This is a genomic window from Rahnella aquatilis CIP 78.65 = ATCC 33071 (assembly GCF_000241955.1).
In the GTDB taxonomy this organism is placed as follows: domain Bacteria; phylum Pseudomonadota; class Gammaproteobacteria; order Enterobacterales; family Enterobacteriaceae; genus Rahnella; species Rahnella aquatilis.
Window position 1 is genome coordinate 2,793,551 of sequence record NC_016818.1, and the last position, 20,385, is coordinate 2,813,935.

Genomic DNA, 20,385 nt, shown 5'->3' on the forward strand with positions numbered 1-20,385 from the left:
TTACGCCAACCGGCTTTTGCTCCAACCCGTTAATGCGAAGAGATAAAATCAGAAGGCGTGACCGGGGCAGGCAATGAAAAATTCTGCCTCATGCGCGCCACTTCATTCAGCGGCGTCAGCCCGAATAAACGTTTAAATTCGCGGCTGAACTGCGACACACTTTCATAGCCCACCTGCGCACTGGCCGCCGAGGCGGTCAGATTATTACGTAACATCAGTAACCTGGCCTGATGCAAACGGGTGGACTTGAGATACTGTATCGGCGACGTATCCGTGACGGTTTTAAAGTGACTGTGAAATGTCGGCAGGCTCATTCCCGCCTCTTTTGCCAGCGCAGCCACATCAAGATGCGAGTGGTATTCCGCGTGCAGTTTTCGCAGGGCTTTTACCACTTTGCCAAATTGCCCCTGCATGGTCAGTGCGCTGCGCAGCGTACCGCCCTGAGCACCGGTCAGCACGCGGTAATACAGCTCACGCATCATCGCCCTGCCCAGAACTTCTGCATCCAGCGGAGATGCCATCACCTGCAAAAATCGCAACACCGACGCCCGCATCGCGTCATCCATCAGGCTCGACACCATACTTTTCGGCGCGTCCACCTGCGGCGGGTTATAAGCATCCAGTTGCAACAGCAGTTCTGCTGCCAGACTGAAATCCAGCCGCATATAAATCGCCAGCATCGGTTCGCTGACGCTGGCGTCGGTTTCCATGGTAAAAGGCACCGGTACCGACACTGTCAGATAATGCTGCGCGTCATACAAATAGACATCATTGCCCAGATATCCGCGTTTTCTGCCCTGCACCACAATCACAATTCCCGGCTCATACAAAACCGGCGTCCGCAAAAGCGGTCGGTTGGAGCGTAGAAATCGCACATCAGCCAGCGCCGTGAGGTTGTAACCTTCATGGGGGGTAAGCTGGTCCAAAAGCGCGATCATTTGTTCAGTCACTGTCAAAGCCGGAAACGTCATATCAACCTGAAAATAGGCAGCGGAAAATGAATTCAGTGTCGCACTGCATACCCGCGGCGTCCAGACACCTCAGAGGAACAGGCAAACATCAGAGAGGAACGGGGCTACGGTTCCAGGGCGGTACGCCCTATTCTGCAAGTCCGCTTTTTACCGAGGAGTTTGTATGAGTCCGTCTAAATTAATATTCATCACCGGCGTCAGCAGCGGGTTTGGCCGGGCGCTGGCAGAAGAAGCGTTGCAGGCCGGGCACCGTGTGGCCGGCACATTGCGTAATGCGCAAGCCTGTGCGGAATTTGATGCACTGGCCCCCGGCCGCAGTGTTGGCCGCGTGCTGGATGTCACTGATTTCGGGGCTATCGCCCCGCTGGTGGCCGCCGTGGAACAGGAAATCGGCGCCGTTGACGTGCTGGTCAACAATGCCGGTTACGGTCATGAAGGCATTATGGAAGAATCGCCGTTAAGCGAGGCGCTGCATCAGTTTGACGTCAATGTTTTTGGCGCGGTGGCGGTCATCAAAGCCTTCCTGCCCTATTTTCGTCAGCGCCGCAGTGGACATATTCTTAACATCACGTCGATGGGCGGCTTTATCACCCTGCCCGGCATCAGCTATTACTGCGGCAGTAAATTCGCCTTGCAGGGAATTTCTGAAACGCTGACTCAGGAACTCAAGCCGTTCAATATTGCCGTCACGGCCATTCAGCCCGGATCTTTCCGTACCGACTGGGCAGGACGTTCGATGGTGCGCTCGCCGCGCACCATCAGTGATTACGACGCCAGTTTCAACCCTGTGCGGGAAACGCGTGAAAAGCGCAGCGGGCATCAGCCGGGTGACCCGCAAAAAGCGGCGCAGGCGATTTTGCAACTGCTCGATGCCCCTGAACCCCCTGCCTCATTGTTACTCGGCAGTGACGCGGTTAAATTCGTCCGGGAAAAGCTGCATCAAATGAACGCCGATATAGATGCGTGGGAAGATGTCAGCCGTTCCACCGACGGCTGAAGCCGTTTTTTTCTGAAACACTCTTTTAAGATCTCCGGTCAGCGCTTTTCCATCAGACTGCGCTATTCTGTTCAGACACTGAAATCATCCTGCCTGCGGGCAGGATTTTCGTCTGAATAACAATCGGGTAAAACAATGAACTCCATTTCCAACGAAGATAAAAAACCCAGCTGTGATTCAGTGATCAACAGCGTGGCCTACCGCGACGGTAAGCGATTGCAGGACGTGACGGTCGAAGACATCAGCGAAGTGCTGAAAGAACCCGATACCTTTGTCTGGCTGGGATTATGGCAGCCGGAAGATGCCTACATGCGCAGCATTCAGGAAGAATTTGGCCTGCATGATCTGGCGATCGAAGATGCGCTGACGGCACACCAGCGGCCTAAGATCGAGCAGTACGGCGAATCGCTGTTTATCGTTACGCACACTGCGCAGAAAGTGAATGAGACCATTGAGTACGGTGAAACTCACCTGTTTCTGGGTAAAAACTTTTTGATCACCGTGCGTCATGGTGCGTCATCCAGTTACAAAGAGATCCGTAAACACGCCGAAGAACGCCCGGAAATGATGAGTAAAGGGCCGGGTTATGCGCTGTATTGCGTGCTCGACTCCATCGTTGATCACTACCTGGAAATTCTGCACCAGTACACCGAAGACTTTGATGCCATCGAAAAAATGATGTTCCGGAACACCTTTAATCAACAGGCGGTGCAGCAGGTGTATAGCCTGCGGCGCGATCTGCTGTCACTGCGCAACGCCGCCGTGCCAATGGAAGATATCTGTAATCAGCTCAGCCATCATTATGAAGAACTGATGCCCAAAAGCCTGCGCGCCTATATCCGCGACGTACAGGACCACGCCAATCAGGTGATCCGCACCACTGACGATGTGCGCGAAATGCTGTCGAACGCCATGCATGTGAATCTGGCGCTGGTGTCGGTGCATCAGAACGAAGTGGTACAGCGGCTGGCGGGCTGGGGTGCGATCCTGGCGATCCCGACGGTGATTTTCAGCCTGTACGGCATGAACTTCAAAAACATGCCGGAGCTGGATGACTGGTGGGGATATCCGCTGACGCTGGGCGTCACTGTCGCCGGTTGTGTATGGTTATACTGGAAACTTAAAAAATCCGGCTGGCTGTGAGTTAATTATTACCTGAAGCCACCCGTTAATTAACATGCGAATAACAGAACCCGCTGTTATTCGCCTTCTTTAATTATCCTGACAATTTTAATCCTGACTTATTCTGTTTGCCCTTTCCTCTTTGCCTTATTTCCTTATATACTCAGTCGCATCTTCCTTACGGAAATAATATTCATTATGTCAGTCCGTTTCGCGATTTCACAGTTTATGCATTCGCTGCGCTTGCCCGGCAAGCGGGTCAGTGTGTTGCTGTTCGCGTTATGCTGGCTGATTCTGAATGCCCAGCTGGCACTTGCCAGCCATCAGTGTGATATGCGCCCGCCGGTGGGAAGCACCGCCATGGCGCACAATATCACCATGCAAATACCTGATTCTGCAGAACATATGCAGAGTCAGTCGGTATTGTGTGAGAAGCACTGCGCCCCTGAAAGAACCCCGTCTGACAGTGGCCAGGTGCCACTGGTCGCACTGCCGGTCCTTCCGGCATTAGCCATGATCACCGTCGATGCCAGCACAGCGGTCACTACCGCAGACTGGATTGCGCCACCGGTCACATCGCCCCCCGCCGAAGTTCAGTTCTGCAGATACAGAGAATAGCGCCTGCTGTCCTGAGTGTTTTCCGCACTCAATATTAAATGAAATTGTTTTGCCAGATTAATGGCCAGTTTTTATCTAATGACAGTATTGGAGTATTTCCCATGCGTGCAATTTTAAATGTATTTACCGCAAGTCTTTTCTTTATTTCAGCTTATTCTTTTGCCGATGCTATGCCGGTGAATACGGATCATGAACATATGACGATGCAGCAGAATGTGCCGCCATACGAATCCGAAGGCGTGATCACGCAATGGCAATCTGACCGTGTCGGGATTTCCCATCACGCCATTGCGGCGCTGAAATGGCCGGCCATGACCATGAATTTCCGTCTGCCGCCGGAGATCGCCGCCAACTCCCTGCCCGCCGGTACACCGGTCGCCTTTAGCTTTGTCAAAACTGAGTCTGCTTATCAGTTGCAGACACTGACGCCGCTGAAACGCTGACCGGGAGATTCACCATGTTGACTTTACCGCGTCACCGCCGGGTGACGTGGCAATGGCTGCTGGCTTTTGTCCCGGTCAGCACTTTTGCCACACCCGTTACCCTGCCGCAGGCACTGGTCGCTGCGCAGGATTATTCCGCCGAGCTTTCTGCCAGCCGTCACCAGATCAATGCGCTGGATAACCGTGCTGATTCAGCCATGCAACTGCCGGATCCGAAGCTGAAGTTCGGTATTGAAAACCTGCCGGTCAGCGGCGGCAACGCCGGGCGGTTTACCCGCGAAGGGATGACAATGCAACGTATCGGCATCATGCAGGATTATATCAGCAGCGATAAGCGCCAGCGCAAAGCCGACACGCTGCGTGCAGAATCCCGGGAGGTGGCGGCTACCCGCCAGAGTATCCGGGCACGTTTACAGCGCGATGCGGCGCTGGCCTGGATGGAGCTGGCCATCGGCGGGCAAACCGTTTCACAATTACAAACACTGGTGGACGAAAGTCAGCGCCAGATTGGTGTTCAGCGGGGAGGCGTCAGCAGCGGCAGTTCGCTGCCTGCCTCGGTGCTCGACGCCCGCCTGACGCTCATCAGCATGCAGGACAAGCTGACCGAAGCCGGACGCGACGTTCAACTGGCGCGCACCCGCTTAAGCCAGCTGACCGGCATCGATCAGCCTGAAATTAACGGCGCTATTCCGTCTTTCAGCGACCTTCCGCCACAGGCGTTACAGGCCACAAGTGTCGGACAACATCCTGAAATTATTCAGGCACAGCGTGAAGCCGAGGTAGCGCAGGCGAAATCTTCGCAATCGGCCATTGCGGCGCTGCCGGATGTCGGCGTGGAAGTCTATTACGCTCATCGCGCCGACAGTTATGAAGATCTGGCGGGTGTGATGTTTACCGTCGATCTGCCGCTGTTTACCGCCTCGCGTCAGGATAAAGATCATGCTGCCGATCAGTCGATGGCAATGGAAAGCAATGACCGGCTGGCGCAACTGATGCGCGACCATCAGGCGCAGCTGAACAGTTTGCTGGCGCAATATCAGGCCGCCACCACATTGTGGCAGCGGCAAAAAAACGACGTAATTCCCCTGCAGCAGCAACGTATCCGCGTAATCCAGGCGCAATATCGCGCCGGGAAAAGCAGTCTGAATGACGTTCTCGACGCCCGCCGTAACCTGATCGACAGCCAGATTGCCGAACGCAATGCCGGGCTGGAAGTGGCCCGCTATTGGGTCGCCCTGCGTTATCTGGCCCCCCAGGAGATTCATTAATGACTTGCGCTAAAACTTACAGCCTGCTGGCCGTCGCCATTGTGGCTGCCCTCGCCACCGGTTACGTCGCCGGCCGCCACAGCCATTGGGCGCAAACGCAGGCTTCTGCCGCGCCCGCCGAACGCAAAGTGCTTTACTGGTATGACCCGATGACGCCCGGTCAGCGTTTCGATAAACCGGGCAAGTCGCCCTTTATGGATATGGACCTGATGCCACGTTACGCCGATGAAGTGGCAGATGACGGCGGTGTGACGGTGAGTGCCCGCCAGCAGCAAAATCTCGGTATGCGCAGTGAAAAGGTACAGCGACGGATGATTTCCGCACCGCTCAATGTTTACGGCACGGTCAGTGCCGATGAACGCAGCCTGCGTACCGTCGCCGCCCGTGCGAACGGTTTAGTCGAGAAACTTTACGTCGCCGCCAGCCAGCAGCCGGTGAAAAAAGGCCAGAAACTGGCCACGCTGTGGATCCCCGACTGGACAGCCGCGCAGCAGGAATATCTGGCCGTGCGTCAGCTTGGCGACCGTAGCCTGACCGCCGCCGCCCGTCAGCGACTGGCCTTGCAGTTTATGCCGGAAGACATTCTGCGCCGCGTCGATAAAACCGGCCAGCCGCAAACCCGTATCGACGTACTGGCACCGCAGGATGGTTACATCAGCCAGCTTGCCGTGCGTCAAGGTGCGCAGGTCAGCGCCACGCAGCCGATGTTCGAGCTGACCAGTCTGAAGCAGGTATGGATTGTAATGGATTATCCGCCATCCGCCGCCAGCCAGATCCAGATCGGCAATAAAGTCAGCGCCAGCGCTGACAGTCAGCCGGGCGACGTATTTCACGGCACGGTCAGCGAATTATTGCCGGATGTCGATGCCGTCAGCCGTACGCTGAAAGCCCGCGTGGTGATTGATAATCCGCAGGAGAAACTGCGCCCCGGCATGTACCTGAATTTGTCGCCGGATGTCAGCACGCAGACAGCGGTTCTGGCTGTTCCGCAGGAAGCGCTGATCCAGACCGGCAGCCGCAATACCGTGCTGCTCGACGATGGCAACGGGCATTTCTCCCCGCAGGCGGTCACCACCGGCGCGACGCGCGATGGCTGGACACAGGTGCTTTCCGGCCTCGAAGAAGGTCAGGCCGTGGTGACATCCGGACAGTTCCTGATCGACTCCGAAGCCAGCCTGCGCAGTGCGCTGCCTGCCGCCACCCCGACGCCAGAGACGCATCAGCACGGAGGTGATTTATGATTACCGCCGTGATCCGCTGGTCGCTGAAGAACCGGCTGCTGGTGTTACTCGCCGCGCTGATGATGGCGGGCTGGGGCATCTGGTCATTGCAGAAAGCCCCGCTCGACGCCCTGCCGGATCTCTCCGATGTACAGGTGATTGTGCGCGTGAGTTATCCGGGTAAGGCACCGCAAATCATCGAAGATCAGGTGACCTATCCGCTGACCACGACCCTGCTGTCGGTGCCCGGCGCGAAAACCGTGCGCGGCTTTTCGATGTTCGGTGATGCTTACGTTTACGTGCTGTTCGATGACGGCACTGATCCTTACTGGGCACGTTCCCGTGTGCTGGAATACCTGAGTCAGGTGCAATCTTCTCTGCCCGCCGGAGCCAAAGCCTCGCTGGGGCCAGATGCCACCGGCGTCGGCTGGATTTATGAATATGCGCTGATCGACAAAACCGGCAAACACAGCCTCGAACAACTTCGCGCTTTGCAGGACTGGACGCTGCGCTACGACCTGAAAACGGTGCCGGATGTCTCTGAGGTCGCCAGCATCGGCGGCATGGTGCGCCAGTATCAGGTGGTGGCCGATCCACAGCGGATGCGCGCCCGCGGCGTAACGCACCAGCAACTGGTGACCGCGCTGCAAAATGCCAATCAGGAAAGCAGCGGCTCGCTGCTGGAAATGGGCGAAGCCGAATACATGGTGCGCACCTCCGGCTATCTGAAAAGTCTGGAGGATTTTAACCATGTGGTGGTGACGGTTAACAGCGGCATCCCGGTACTGCTGGCGGATGTCGCCAACGTGCGCACCGGCCCGGAGCTGCGGCGCGGTGTGGCGGAACTTAACGGTGAAGGCGAAGTGGCAGGCGGCGTGATTGTGATGCGCTCGGGCAAAAACGCGCTGGAAACCCTGAAAGCGGTGAAAGAGCGGCTACATGCCCTCGCCCGCACGCTGCCTGCGGGGGTGGAAATTATACCGGTGTATGACCGCCAGCCACTGATCGAAAACGCCATCGAAACGCTATCCCATAAATTGCTGGAAGAGTTCGCGGTGGTGGCGGTGGTCTGTGCGTTGTTTCTGTTCCATTTCCGCTCGGCGCTGGTGGCGATCATCACCCTGCCGCTCGGTATTCTCGGCGCGTTTATCGTCATGCATTATCAGGGCGTCAGCGCCAATATCATGTCGCTCGGCGGTATCGCGATTGCTATCGGGGCGATGGTGGATGCGGCGATTGTGATGATCGAGAATATGCATAAGGTGCTTGAACAATGGCGGCACGATCATCCTGGCCAGCAGCCAACATCAGCGGATTACTGGAAAGTGTCTGAGCGCGCCGCCACGGAAGTCGGTCCGGCACTGTTTTGCAGTTTGCTGATCATCACCCTGTCGTTTATTCCGGTGTTTTCGCTGGAGGCGCAGGAGGGCCGGATGTTCTCCCCGCTGGCATTTACCAAAACGTATGCGATGGCGGTGTCTGCCGGGCTCGGCATCACGCTGGTGCCGGTGCTGATGGGCTATTTTATTCGTGGCAAAATTCCTGATGAAAACGCCAGCCCGCTCAACCGCTGGCTGATCGCCGCGTATCAGCCGGTACTTTCTGCCGTGCTGAAACGCCCGAAAATCACGCTGTTATGCAGCGGCGTGTTCCTGCTGGTGTCTCTGTATCCGCTGGCAAAACTGGGCAGTGAATTTATGCCGCCGCTCGATGAAGGCGACCTGCTGTATATGCCGTCGACGCTGCCGGGGATTTCAGCCCGCGAAGCGGCGCGGTTGTTGCAGCAGACGGATCGGTTAATCAAAACCGTGCCGGAGGTCGCCAGTGTATTTGGCAAAGCCGGACGGGCAGACAGCGCCACCGACCCGGCACCGCTGACGATGATTGAAACCACCATCCGTTTTAAACCCCGCGATCAGTGGCGGCCGGGTATGACGACGGACAAACTGGTGACGGAACTCGACAATGCGGTGAAATTACCGGGCATCGCCAACGTCTGGGTGCCGCCTATCCGCAACCGTCTCGACATGCTGGCCACCGGCATCAAAAGCCCGGTGGGCATTAAGGTGAACGGTAATAATATTGCGCAAATCGAGCAGATCGCTCAGCAGATCGAGCATATCGTGAAACAGGTGCCGGGCGTGACCTCGGCGCTGGCCGAAAGGCTGGAAGGCGGCCGCTATGTCGATATTGATATCAACCGGCGCGAAGCTGCACGTTACGGTGTCACGGTTGCCGAGTTACAGTCTCTGGTTTCGACGCTGGTCGGCGGGGAAAATATCGGTGAAACGCGGGAAGGCCGCGAGCGTTATCCGATCAACCTGCGCTATCCGCGAGAACTGCGTGACAACGTGCAGGCGCTGCGGGATTTACCGGTGCTGACCGCCTCCGGTGCACAGGTGCCGCTGTCGGCGCTGGCATCCGTCAACGTCACCGACGGCCCGCCGATGCTGAAAAGTGAGAACGCCCGTCTTTCGGACTGGATTTATGTGGATTTACGCGGACGCGATTTGAAATCTGCCGTCGAAGACATGCAGCGGGCTGTGAACCGGCAGGTAAAATTGCCGGCAGGCGTGACGGTGAGCTGGTCGGGGCAATTCGAGTATCTCGAACGCGCCACAGCCAAACTGAAAATCGTGCTGCCGGTGACACTTCTGATCATCTTCGTTCTGTTATACGTCACGTTTAGCAGCGTGCGCGACGCCCTGCTGATCATGGCGACGCTGCCGTTTGCCCTGACCGGCGGCGTCTGGCTGTTGTACCTGCTCAGCTTCAATCTGTCGGTCGCCGCCGCCGTCGGGTTTATCGCCCTGGCCGGTGTCGCCGCCGAATTCGGGGTGATTATGGTGCTGTATCTGAATCAGGCGGTGCAACGCCAGCAAAAAACCGGCGGGGAGATGAGTGAGGCACAACTGTGCGACGCCATTCACCACGGCGCGGTGTTGCGCGTCCGGCCAAAAGCCATGACTGTTGCCACGATCATGGCGGGTTTACTGCCAATTATGTGGGGCGGCGGAACCGGTTCAGAAGTGATGCAGCGCATCGCCGCGCCGATGATCGGCGGCATGGTGAGTGCCCCGCTGCTGTCGATGCTGGTGATCCCGGCGGTGTATTTGCTGATACATCGGAGGCGGGGAAACAAATAGGGGTTAAGGCAAAGCAGAATGTGGGTCGTGTTGCTTTGCTCCTCCCCCTGCGATGAACTGAACCCCTAAACTTGGACACCAGGTTAGTGCAGGGGGAACATTTGAGTCCGGTAATCTGCTGGACTCATTCCACCCAACTTCATCTTTATTCTATCGTGGTTATAGTAAGCGACATACGCTTCTATCGACTCAGCCAGTTTTTCCCTGCTCTCGAACTTATAACCGTGGAACATCTCCGTCTTCAACACCGCAAAAAAGCTTTCCATTGCGGCATTGTCATAGCAATTGCCTTTTCGCGACATGCTCTGTCTTATCCCTGCCTCTTTGAGCCTTTTTTGCCACGAAGGCATCCTATATTGCCAGCCCTGATCGCTATGTAGAATGGCTTTTTTTCTGACGTAACCTGATGTAAGTAAATCATTTAGCATCTTTTCAGTCAGCTCGAAAGTCGGCCGCGTACCTATACTCATCGCGATGATTTCTGCATTGTATAAATCCATGACCGGCGATAAATACAGTTTATCCCCGCCCACATTGAACTCGGTAACATCCGTCACCAGCTTTACCCCCGGTCCGGAGGCGTTAAATTTCCGTCTCAGCAGATTGGGCGCTGGCGCCATCCCGATATCGTCCTTATAACTCCGGTATTTTTTAGGCCGCACCCGCGCCTGTACATCCATTTCCCGCATCAGGCGGAACACCTTTTTATGATTGACCCGCACGCCCTGATTGCGCAGTTCTAACGTGACGCGGCGATAGCCATAGCACCGCTTGTGGCGGACGGCCAGTTGCCCGATGGCGTCACATAACGTCACGTCATCCCCGGCTTGCTCCCGCGATTGCCACCAGTACCAGGTGCTTCGTGGCAACCTCGCAGATTTCAACAGATCCTGGAGACGGTGTTCTCCGATTAATGCCCTGATGGCGTGGATTTTTTCTTCCGTTCTGTTTTTGACTTCATCAGGGCGTCGAGCTTTTCGTTGTAAGCGCGTTCAGCACGCAGATAGCGCACCTCTTCCAGAAGCTCGGCAGGCGTCATGTCTTCAGGCTTTATCTCAGGTTTTTGCGTTTTCTGCGCCATGTTATTCCTCTCTTTCAGAGCTGGAAAAGCTGAGTTTTTAGCAGCCAGGATCCAGCGTTTGATTGTCTGATAATCAGCAATATTAAATCGGGCGGCGGCAGAACGCATAGAAAGATGTTCGCGAAGAGTCACATCCACGACATGAGCACGAAACTGTTCGGAATAGATGCGAGTCGCCTTACGAAAAGCCTGCTCACCGTGAAATTGATAGGCGGCAGTCCATGCACGAAGTGAGGATGCCGGAACCTGATATTTGCGGGCGGTAATTTTGAAGCCATCATGGCCGTCAAGATAGTGCCTGACGGCTATCATTTTGATTTGAAAATCGTACTTCATACTAAACTCCGAATGAGGATTAAAACGTCCAACATTCGGGGTTCAGTTCAGCGAAGGGGGAGGACGGGAGGGGGTTTTAAGGGCTGACACCGGGTCAAAGCATACTTCAACCTATTGATTTTACTTTAATACCCCACCCCAACCCTCCCCTTCGCAGGGGAGGGAGCCGACCAGATGATTCTTTGGATTTTACTCTTCTGCCGGAACGATCCGATCATTCGTTTTCTCAAGGATCATCGTCTGCGTCTGACTCAGACTGATCTCCGCAGCCCGCAGCATTTTCAGGATTTCGTACAGCAAATCACTGCGCGTGCCGCTGACCATACGCGGGCTGTTCACAAAGCCTGTCACGCTCAGCACAATGCCGGTCGGGCCCAGTTCCTTGAAGCTGACCGAGGCCGGTGGATTTTCCAGAATGGATTCATGCAGGTTGTACGCTTCCAGCAGCAGCGTGCGGACCTGTTCCGGGTCGATATCCAGCGGGAATGTCAGCGTGATCGTCGCCACGCCCTGCGCATTACCCATGGTGGCATTACGCACGTTTTGCGAAATAAGCTGCGAGTTCGGCACAATTACCGTGGATTTATCGCTCAGCTGAATTTCAGTTGCGCGCACATTGATACGACGGATATCCCCTTCCACGCCGCTGATGCTGATCAAATCCCCCACTTTCACCGGACGTTCAGTCAGCAGGATCAGGCCGGAGATAAAGTTCTTCACAATCTCCTGTAAACCAAAACCGATACCGACCGACAAGGCACTGACGATCCACGCCAGTTTATTCCATTCGATGCCCAGCGATGACAACGTCAGCAGAATAATCAGCACGTAGCCGACGTTAGTGAACAGCGTCACCAGCGAGGCGCGCATACCGCGATCCATCATGGTTTTTGGCAGAAAATCGTTATCCAGCCAGCGGCGTGCCGAACGCAAAATATACCAGCCGACCACCAGACACAGCACCGCGTTAACCGCATGCGCCGGAATGATGTTCATGCTTTCGAGACCTTTCCCGCCCCAGATATCGACGATTTTTGCCAGCAGTTCCAGCGGCGTTGTCGTGCCGAAAGTCCCGTTAAGCAGCGCAACGGCGGCCATCAGCAGCAGCGCGGTTTTACCGATTGCCGAGAATAACGTGGCAGCCAGCGACAGGTGACGGTCATTAACGCTCAGCGTACTTTTGAGGATTTTGCCGCTGTGTGTGGTCGGCGCAAACACGCTTTCACACAGGTCAACGACAAAGTGAATAAGCAGATACAGGCTACTGACCACCAGCCCGATCCACAGCAGTTCAAAGGTCACAAAACGCGCCAGCGGAATATAACCAATCAGCAGCGCCATCAGAATGACAAACGCCGTCAGGCTTATCACCAGATGGATAAGCCCGGCCAGCGTGGAACGTGCTTCGGTCTGTTCGCCTTCTGCCTTCATCTTGCGACGCATGCGGTTGATACGCACCGGCGCGATCAGGCAGTTGAGCGCCACAAGCAACGCCGCCAGTCCGTTGCCAAATAACGTTGCCGCGACGCTGGCACCGACCAGGTTATTCAGCTGTTCGATGATACCAAACAGGAAAATAAAGCCGGCCAGCAGAACCGGGAATGATGCCAGTGTTTTTGCCAGCGGATCGGCAATGCCCGGCAGACGCCATGACGGATGGTTATTGGAAAGTAATGCAATCCCCAGACCGGCGATCACGGCGGAGAAATAGGTCAGTTCCACCAGTTGCCCGGCAAATTCCGTCACCCACGGCGAGGTATCTGGCAGACGGGTGAAAATATACCCGAGCAACTGAACGCTGATGCCAAGCGTCAGGGTGGTGCTCAGCGTCGTGAAACAGGCCAGAAAACTGCGACGGAAACGCCCCTGCGGCAACCAGCGCGGCAGGATCCAGTTCATCGGTCTGTCCAGCACGCGGCGACCGGCCAGGCCAATTGCCAGCGCCAGTAACAGGTAAATTGCGGTGCCGATGCGCCAGTCATCGCTCCAGGCCTGCATCCAGGCATCTTTAACCTGCGATCCGAAATCATCAAACCGCGCCGCATCATCATCGTTTGGCGTAATAAGCGGTGCCCAGAAATTCCCCCCGAGAATGCTGCCGGTATTGAGCGCAATCTGGGTTTTCAGTGCATCACGACGTAATCCGGCGATTTGCGAAGACAGGTTCTGTGCGCCAAGGGAGATAGCTTTGGTCTGCTCAAGTTGTGTGGTCAGCAGCGTTTTGCTGTTATTGAGCTTATTACGCTGGCTGATCACCTGCGGCGTTTCAGTGATTGTGCCCGCTGCGGGCGCCGGACCCAGCACGTCGAGCTGCGCCTGCACCTGCGCCAGATCCGGCGTCAGTGCGGCAGTCAGCTTGTCGGCATCTTCAGCCAGTTTTTGCGCGGCATCCGTCAGGCCGGTAAATTTCTTGTCGGTTTTCGCCGAAGAGACCTGCTGTTTCAACTGGTCCAGACGCTTTTGTAATGCTGGCAACGCGGTTGTGGCGTTCACTTTAACCGGTTGTTCTGCCGTGGCGGGCTGGCCTGTACTTTCGTCGGCCTGGCTCAGCACCGGCGTTATCAGCAGACATGACAACAATGCCAGCAGCAACGGCACTCTTAACATTTTTTGCATAGAAGGAAGATTCCGGGAGTTCGGGAAATTATTGTTTGAAAAATCCGGCTAAGGATACGCTTTCTCAGGCCAAAAAGGAGTAGGGATTTTCTGCATGTCAGGCTGCGGGGAATCATTCCCGGCAGCCTGAAGGACGACGGGTTATTTTTGACCGAGCATCTGGCGAAGTATCGCCGCAGACTCCGCAGGCTGGAGCGCCAGAATGCCGGAGTACAGGCTGATGGAGATTTCACACACTTTTTCGCGATCGACATCCGGTTTGGTCAGGTCATTAAACATCTGCAACTGTTCGCCGTACATACTGGCCAGCGCCTGACGCACCGGCGTCATCATCTGCACCACTTTCTCCCCGCTCACAGGGGCAGGCATAACCGTTTGGCTGCCGCCGGTCGCCAGCAGTAAATCATTCATGGTGTCGAGATCTTTGCGGAACAGTTCCGGCGGCAGTACCTGTGCGGTATTCACGCCGCCGCTGACCTGCGGATAAAGAAATTTGAAGCAACTGCCGTCTTTGCGTGCCTGCAACGTCTGCATCTCTTCCAGATTCACCTGCATTGCCTGATTCACATTGGCGTCCGGCGCATGGCTGATACGTTGCGAGAGCAAAACTGACACCATCGGTTTGACAGTATCAATGGCTTCCTGCTGCGATTTACCCTCTTTCTTCATATTCAGGATATTGCTGCGGATCTGCGCATACAGCGCCGGTTCCTGCATTCTGATGGTGTTGTACAGCGGCAATTCGGCCAGCGCCTGATCGATTTTTTGCTCTTCGCTGTTACCGGCCAGACGTGGTTTGATGACGCCACCCCACAGCAGGTTGCCGCCGATGATCAGCACCAGAAATAATATCACCGCAGGTACCCGGCCAATTTTGCCTTTTTTGTGTAATGCCCCGATCAGCGAGCCCATGACCGCACCGCTGATGCCCCACACCATCACTTCATTCCAGTTCATTTTCCATTGCCTTCCGTAAACAATTTAGTGACTTCCAATCTGTGCGACCGCATCGCGGCTGGCGTCAATACGCGCCTGCCCGTGCAGTTCGTGTAATTTGCCCTGTCGCATTTCCAGCAGACGATCGGCGTGTTCAAAATAGTGATCATCATGACTGATTGCCAGCACGGTTTTACCCATATCACGCAATTGTGGCAACAGCTCGCGATAGAAAGTACGGCGGAATTGCGGATCCTGATCGGCGGCCCATTCGTCGAGCAGCAGGAAATCTCGCCCTTCGGCTGCCGCCAGCAACAACGCCACCCGCTTACGCTGTCCGGCGGACAGTTGCAGGTTAGTCACCTCGTTACCGCTGAACTGGAGTTTTTCTTTCATTTTCAGGCGCTGCAGCCAGTCTTCTACCAGCAGCGGATCTGGCATCTCGCCTTGCGGGCCAATCAGCTGACCGAACAGATGGAAATCGGTGAACACCGCCGAGAAAATCTGCCGGTATTGTTCGGCATTTTCAGCCGTGACCGGCACGCCGTCGAGCAGGATCTGTCCGGAGCGCGGCTGATACAGCCCCGTCAGCAGCATCGCCATCGTCGATTTACCGCTGCCATTGCCGCCGATCAGAAACACCAGTTCGCCGCGGGTCAGTGTCAGATTCAGCGGGCCGACGCCAAAACCGCCGCCCTCTTCTTTGCCTGCGTAACGGAACGTCAGATCACGCAGCTCAAGGGTTTGCCATTTTTTGCTGGCAATGGCAGGCGTAAAGGCTGCGTCATATTCCGCCAGTTTCAGCGCTTTCAGTTTGCCGAAAGCGACCTGTGCGCTGAGCAGCGTCGGCAGCGCACCGACCGCCTGTAACATCGGTGTACGCAGAAACAGCAGCGTCAGGGAATAGGTGGCGGCAACGTCGGTATTCGACCAGCCGAGCGTATTCGCCATGAAGAACACCAGACCAATCGCGCCCAGCATCATGATATTCGACCAGTTCACGGCGCTCAGGTGGAAAGTATCAGCGCGGATAATGTGGTGACGATATTCTTCGGCATCCTTACGGTACACATCATCAAACAAATGACGCGCGCGCTCGCGGTTGAGCGCCAGTTCCTTGCGCCCTTCAATCACTTTCTGATAATCGCTTTGCAGCTTGTCTTCCGCCTCGCGCACTTTCGCCAGATGGCGGTAAACGTGCGATACCAGTTTGAAACCGCCGAAAATGGTGATCAGCAGCCAGATGACCGTCACCAGCAGCATTTCCGGCGACAACCACGCCAGATATCCGGCGCAGCCAAGGGTCAGAATAATCCCCTGCACCAGTTCCGGCAGGCGCACAAACGCCAGTGTGATATTACGGATGTCGCTGCCCAGGCTGGCGAGCAGTTGCGCACTACCGATTTGCTCGATACGTTCAATATCGGTATCCAGAATACGTTTGATGAACTGGCCGCGCAGGCGGTAAATGAAGTGGTGCCCCAGCACGGTCAGGGCAAGCTGAGAGCCTAATGTCACGGCCATCAGCAAGAGTAACAACCCGAGAAATTCCGGAAGAACGATTAAGGAGGCCTGCGTGGTTTCAATCAGTTTCACATTGATAAACGCGATCAGCCCGATGCCCAGAACGGCGCTGAGCAGGCTCAGCGCCATAACCCCTAAAAACGGCCAGCGATATTGCTTAAAGACAACACGTAACAACTCCATGAATTTTTCTCATTCTGAATGCAGGAAAATGATGCTGCACGCAGTTTAATGACACGCATTGTCATATCAAGAACAATTCTCATTTTACCCGCGTATCCGGGCGGATCACCATGCGCTCGAACTTGCCAGCGACCACCAGATACCCAAACATGCCAAGCAAACCGTGCGCGCCGACAAACCACAGCGCGAGGTTAAAGGAGCCGGTTGCCGCCACGATATAACCGATCACCACAGGCGTAATAATCCCGGCGACGTTACCCAGGCAGTTAAACACCCCGCCGCTCAGGCCGATCATTTTCTCCGGTGCAGTATCTGACATCACGGCCCAGCCAATGGCCGATAAGCCTTTGCCGAAGAATGCCAGCGTCATCAGCGCAATCACCGCCGCATCGGTTGAGACAAAATTCGCCATCGCCAGCATCGCCGCGAAGAACATGCCGAGCACAAATGGCGTTTTACGCGCCTTCGACGGACTGACGCCGCGGCGGATCATGTAATCAGACATCACGCCACCGAGCACACCGCCGGTAAAACCGCAGATGGCCGGTAACGCCACCACCCATCCGGCTTCCATGACCGTCATCCCCCGCCCTTTGATCAGGTAAATCGGGAACCAGGTCATAAAGAAGTAGCTCATCGAGGTAATGCAGTACTGGCCGATATAAATGCCCCACAACGTGCGGCTCTGGAACAGTTGCATCACTTCGCGCAGGGTAAATTTCTGGCGTGATGCGCGGCGGTTCAGCTCCAGATCGACCAGCGCACCGTTGGCGCGAATGTGCTCGAGTTCGGCAGGTTTAATGTGCGGGCTGCTGTGTGGCTCTTTATAGAAAGCAAACCACAGGATCCCGGCAATCAGCCCGACGCCGCCCATCCACAGGAAAACATGTTCCCAGCCGAGCGCGTGAGTAAGCCACGCCATGATCGGCGTAAACACACCAATCGCCATGTATTGCGCCGAGTTAAACAGTGAGGTCGCCGTGCCGCGTTCGTTGGTCGGGAACCAGCAGGCGACGATGCGCGCATTGGCGGGAAACGCCGGAGACTCCACCAGCCCGAGCATAAAGCGCAGGAAAAACAGCATGATTGCCGCCGAAATACCGCTGACACCAAACCATCCGACGGTGCCCTGTAGCATGGTGAAAACTGACCACAGCACCAGACTGCACCCGTAAACCCGCCGCGCGCCGAATTTATCCAGCAGCCAGCCGCCGGGAATTTGTCCGATCATATACGCCCAGGCAAACGCCGAAAACACCATGCCCAGCATCACCGGATCCAGATTCAGCACCCGTGAGACTTCAGTTCCGGCAATCGACAGCGTGGCGCGGTCGGCGTAGTTAATTACCGTGATGGCAAAAATCATCCCGAGAACCACGTAACGGAAATGACCCGGTTTTGCCGCTTCAGCCGCTGACTCACGGATGACCGGCTTTGCGTTATCTGACACATCTGTAGGGGACGTCATGTTTTCTCTCCAGACTTATGATTGCATTCCCTGCTTTTTGTGACCGGATGCACAGTTTTTGGCGTTTCGGTCACGCCATTTAGATCTAAAAAATCCAAATTAATTAACAGAGTAGAAACATTTGACGATACGGTCTAAGTTAAAAAGACAATGGAACAAGTCAAAAATTGAATGATTGAATTAAACCAGTTGCGCTGTTTTGTGGCGGTCGCGGAGGAATTACATTTCGGCCGGGCGGCAAAAAGATTGTTCATGACGCAGCCGCCGCTGAGCCGTCAGATCCAGTTGCTTGAGCATGCGCTGGGCGCGCGTTTGCTCGAACGGACCAACCGGCACGTCAGTCTGACGGCCTCCGGCAAGACATTTTTGCGCGATGCAAAACTGATCCTCGAATTTACCGGCCAGGCGCAGGAGACAGTAAAACGGGTTGAGAAAGGCGAAATTGGCCGGCTGATGTTGGGGTTCACGGCGGTCAGCGGCTACTGGCAAATTCCGCAGATTATTGCGCTGGCGGCGCAGGAATTACCGGAAATCACGCTGGTAATGAAGGAAATGGTGTCGTCGGCACAGCTTCAGGCACTGGCGGCGCGCACACTGGATATCGGTTTTGTGCGCCAGCCAGTCGCGTTATTTCCGCTGGCCTATCACTGCGTGCTGCGTGAGCCTTTGTGCGTTGCGCTGCCTGCGTCATCCGCGCTGACTGCCAGACCGCGCATCCGTCTGCGCGACTTTGCCGGACAGCCTTTCATCATGTATTCCGCCAGCGAAGGCAAATATTTTTACGACTGTATCGCCGGGCTGTTTGCCCAGGCCAGCATCGTGCCGCATTACGTACAGCATTGCAGCCAGACTCACACCATTCTCGGACTGGTGCGCGCCGGTGTCGGGCTGGCGATTGTGCCGGAAAGCGCCCGCCAGCTGGGCTTTCCCGACGTTGAATTCCGCCCGCTCAGCCACCCCGACGCCGTTGCTGAAATCCATATGGCGTGGCGTCAGGACGGAGAAACCCCCGCGATGGCGGCGTTCCGGCAACTGGTTATCACGCACTGCACCGCGAGTGGCGCAATCACAAGAAAAAAGCTGACAGCCCGCCGCCCCCTTCCTAAACTGAGGTAATGGATAAAGAACAAGAACTTCGCCGAAGTAAACGTAACGCGCTGGGGTTGCTGCTGGTTGCCGCCGCCCTGTTTGTCATCACCCTTTTCCTGCCGCCCAACTTCTGGGTGTCCGGGCTGAAAGCCATTTCCGAGGCCGCGATGGTCGGGGCAATGGCTGACTGGTTTGCCGTCGTGGCACTGTTTCGCCGCGTGCCGGTGCCGTTTGTCGCCTCGCATACGGCGATCATCCCTAAAAACAAAGACAAAATTGCCGATAACCTGGCGGTGTTCGTGCAGGAGAAATTCCTCGCGCCCGCCACGCTTATCACACTGATCCGCCAGCATGACCCGGCGCGGATGCTGACAGACTGGCTGAATGCGCCCGACAACGCGCAGCGGTTTGCGAAATATGCCGTGAAGATGATCCGCGGATTTCTCGATGTCACGGACGATCAGCGAATCGCGCAGCTTATCCGCCGCGCGCTGTACCGCGTGATCGACAAAATTGACCTGTCAGCGTCGGTTGCCACCTTGCTGGAAAGCCTGACCAAAAACGGCCGCCATCAGGAACTGCTGGATCAGGCGATGGATCAGCTGGAAATTCTGCTGGCTAAAGACAGCACGCGGCAGTTTATCTCCGCGCAGATTGTCGGCTGGATGAAACGTGAACATCCGCTGACCGCCAAATTGCTGCCCACCGGCTGGCTGGGGCGCAACGGCGCGGATATGGTGTCCAATGCGGTAAATTCCGTGCTCGATGATATGGGCAACGACAAAACTCATGCCTTCCGCAAAGGCTTTGATCAGTCCGTTCAGCGCTTTATCTGGAAGTTGCAAAATGACCCGGCGACCGCGCAGAAAGCGGAAGAGATCAAGCAATATCTGAAAGATGACGAGAAGCTGAATACGTATGTTTTGCAACTGTGGAGTGACATGCGCAACTGGCTGAAAGAAGATTTAGAAAGCGAGGATTCACGGGTATTCGCCAAAGTCACCGAATCCGGACAATGGCTGGGTAATGCACTGGCGCAGGACGAAAAGCTGCGCCTCTCGCTGAATCAGCAGATGGAAAGTATTGCAGAGAAAGTCGCGCCGGAGTTCGCGCAATTCCTGACACGCCATATCAGCGACACAGTGAAAGGCTGGGACGCGCGCGATATGTCGCGGCAAATAGAACTGAATATCGGTAAGGATTTGCAGTTTATCCGCATCAACGGCACGCTGGTCGGCGCCTTTATCGGGCTGATGCTGTATCTGCTGTCGCAACTGCCGGTGGCGATCCCGTGGCTGATGGCACGGATTTAACACCCGCAAAACTACCTTAGCGTTAGCCCCCTTCCGGCCTCCCCTTCGCAGGGG

General features: G+C 55.8%; 16 protein-coding genes. 9 read left to right on the top strand and 7 right to left on the bottom strand.

Annotation, left to right across the window (positions count from 1 at the left end; all coding sequences use genetic code 11):
• Positions 1-29: 29 nt before the first annotated feature.
• Complete coding sequence (locus RAHAQ2_RS12630; protein WP_015697610.1) at positions 30-971, bottom strand: AraC family transcriptional regulator; 942 nt, start codon at positions 969-971, stop codon at positions 30-32.
• Positions 972-1,134: 163 nt separating this feature from the next.
• Here RAHAQ2_RS12630 and RAHAQ2_RS12635 point away from each other — a divergent pair, with 163 nt between their 5' ends.
• The 7 genes from RAHAQ2_RS12635 to RAHAQ2_RS12665 all read left to right on the top strand — a co-directional run bounded on the left by RAHAQ2_RS12635 (position 1,135) and on the right by RAHAQ2_RS12665 (position 9,785).
• Positions 1,135-1,968, top strand: a complete 834-nt coding sequence (locus RAHAQ2_RS12635) for an oxidoreductase (protein WP_015697611.1) — start codon at positions 1,135-1,137, stop codon at positions 1,966-1,968.
• A gap of 135 nt (positions 1,969-2,103) precedes the next feature.
• Positions 2,104-3,111 carry a magnesium/cobalt transporter CorA gene (gene corA / locus RAHAQ2_RS12640; RefSeq protein WP_015697612.1) on the top strand — a complete coding sequence of 336 codons (1,008 nt, stop codon included), beginning with the start codon at positions 2,104-2,106 and terminating at the stop codon, positions 3,109-3,111.
• Between the two features lie 177 nt (positions 3,112-3,288).
• The gene (locus RAHAQ2_RS12645) at positions 3,289-3,708 is read left to right on the top strand and encodes a hypothetical protein (protein ID WP_015697613.1); all 420 of its coding nucleotides are present in this window, start codon (positions 3,289-3,291) and stop codon (positions 3,706-3,708) included.
• 101 nt (positions 3,709-3,809) lie between these two features.
• Positions 3,810-4,151 (top strand): copper-binding protein, encoded by a 342-nt coding sequence (locus RAHAQ2_RS12650; RefSeq protein ID WP_015697614.1) that lies wholly within the window; start codon positions 3,810-3,812, stop codon positions 4,149-4,151.
• Positions 4,152-4,165: 14 nt separating this feature from the next.
• Positions 4,166-5,419 (top strand): TolC family protein, encoded by a 1,254-nt coding sequence (locus RAHAQ2_RS12655; RefSeq protein ID WP_015697615.1) that lies wholly within the window; start codon positions 4,166-4,168, stop codon positions 5,417-5,419.
• Entirely contained in the window at positions 5,419-6,660 is a 1,242-nt protein-coding gene (locus RAHAQ2_RS12660; protein ID WP_015697616.1) for an efflux RND transporter periplasmic adaptor subunit, read from the top strand. Before RAHAQ2_RS12655 ends, RAHAQ2_RS12660 begins: the two co-directional genes overlap by 1 nt.
• A complete protein-coding gene (locus RAHAQ2_RS12665) occupies positions 6,657-9,785 on the top strand; it encodes an efflux RND transporter permease subunit (RefSeq protein ID WP_015697617.1) in 3,129 nt (1,042 codons plus the stop codon). Before RAHAQ2_RS12660 ends, RAHAQ2_RS12665 begins: the two co-directional genes overlap by 4 nt.
• Positions 9,786-9,868: 83 nt before the next feature.
• Here the strand turns inward: RAHAQ2_RS12665 and RAHAQ2_RS12670 are convergent, their stop codons facing one another.
• The 6 genes from RAHAQ2_RS12670 to RAHAQ2_RS12695 all read right to left on the bottom strand — a co-directional run bounded on the left by RAHAQ2_RS12670 (position 9,869) and on the right by RAHAQ2_RS12695 (position 17,929).
• Positions 9,869-10,717 carry an IS3 family transposase gene (locus RAHAQ2_RS12670; protein ID WP_148267115.1) on the bottom strand — a complete coding sequence of 283 codons (849 nt, stop codon included), beginning with the start codon at positions 10,715-10,717 and terminating at the stop codon, positions 9,869-9,871.
• Positions 10,696-11,202: a transposase gene (locus RAHAQ2_RS12675; protein ID WP_014333478.1), complete on the bottom strand. Its 507-nt coding sequence runs from the start codon at positions 11,200-11,202 to the stop codon at positions 10,696-10,698. The genes RAHAQ2_RS12670 and RAHAQ2_RS12675 overlap by 22 nt, the downstream gene beginning before the upstream one ends.
• 189 nt (positions 11,203-11,391) lie before the next feature.
• On the bottom strand, positions 11,392-13,818 hold the full coding sequence (locus tag RAHAQ2_RS12680) for a DUF3772 domain-containing protein (RefSeq protein ID WP_015697618.1): 2,427 nt from the start codon (positions 13,816-13,818) through the stop codon (positions 11,392-11,394).
• A 141-nt stretch (positions 13,819-13,959) separates the two neighbouring features.
• The gene (locus RAHAQ2_RS12685; RefSeq protein ID WP_015697619.1) at positions 13,960-14,775 is read right to left on the bottom strand and encodes a hypothetical protein; all 816 of its coding nucleotides are present in this window, start codon (positions 14,773-14,775) and stop codon (positions 13,960-13,962) included.
• 24 nt (positions 14,776-14,799) lie between these two features.
• A complete protein-coding gene (locus RAHAQ2_RS12690) occupies positions 14,800-16,461 on the bottom strand; it encodes a multidrug ABC transporter permease/ATP-binding protein (protein ID WP_015697620.1) in 1,662 nt (553 codons plus the stop codon).
• A gap of 79 nt (positions 16,462-16,540) precedes the next feature.
• The gene (locus RAHAQ2_RS12695) at positions 16,541-17,929 is read right to left on the bottom strand and encodes an MFS transporter (protein ID WP_015697621.1); all 1,389 of its coding nucleotides are present in this window, start codon (positions 17,927-17,929) and stop codon (positions 16,541-16,543) included.
• Between the two features lie 171 nt (positions 17,930-18,100).
• Here RAHAQ2_RS12695 and RAHAQ2_RS12700 point away from each other — a divergent pair, with 171 nt between their 5' ends.
• Both RAHAQ2_RS12700 and RAHAQ2_RS12705 read left to right on the top strand, forming a co-directional pair.
• Positions 18,101-19,045: a LysR substrate-binding domain-containing protein gene (locus RAHAQ2_RS12700; protein ID WP_015697622.1), complete on the top strand. Its 945-nt coding sequence runs from the start codon at positions 18,101-18,103 to the stop codon at positions 19,043-19,045.
• A complete protein-coding gene (locus RAHAQ2_RS12705) occupies positions 19,045-20,331 on the top strand; it encodes a DUF445 domain-containing protein (protein ID WP_015697623.1) in 1,287 nt (428 codons plus the stop codon). Before RAHAQ2_RS12700 ends, RAHAQ2_RS12705 begins: the two co-directional genes overlap by 1 nt.
• The last annotated feature ends 54 nt before the right edge of the window (positions 20,332-20,385 follow it).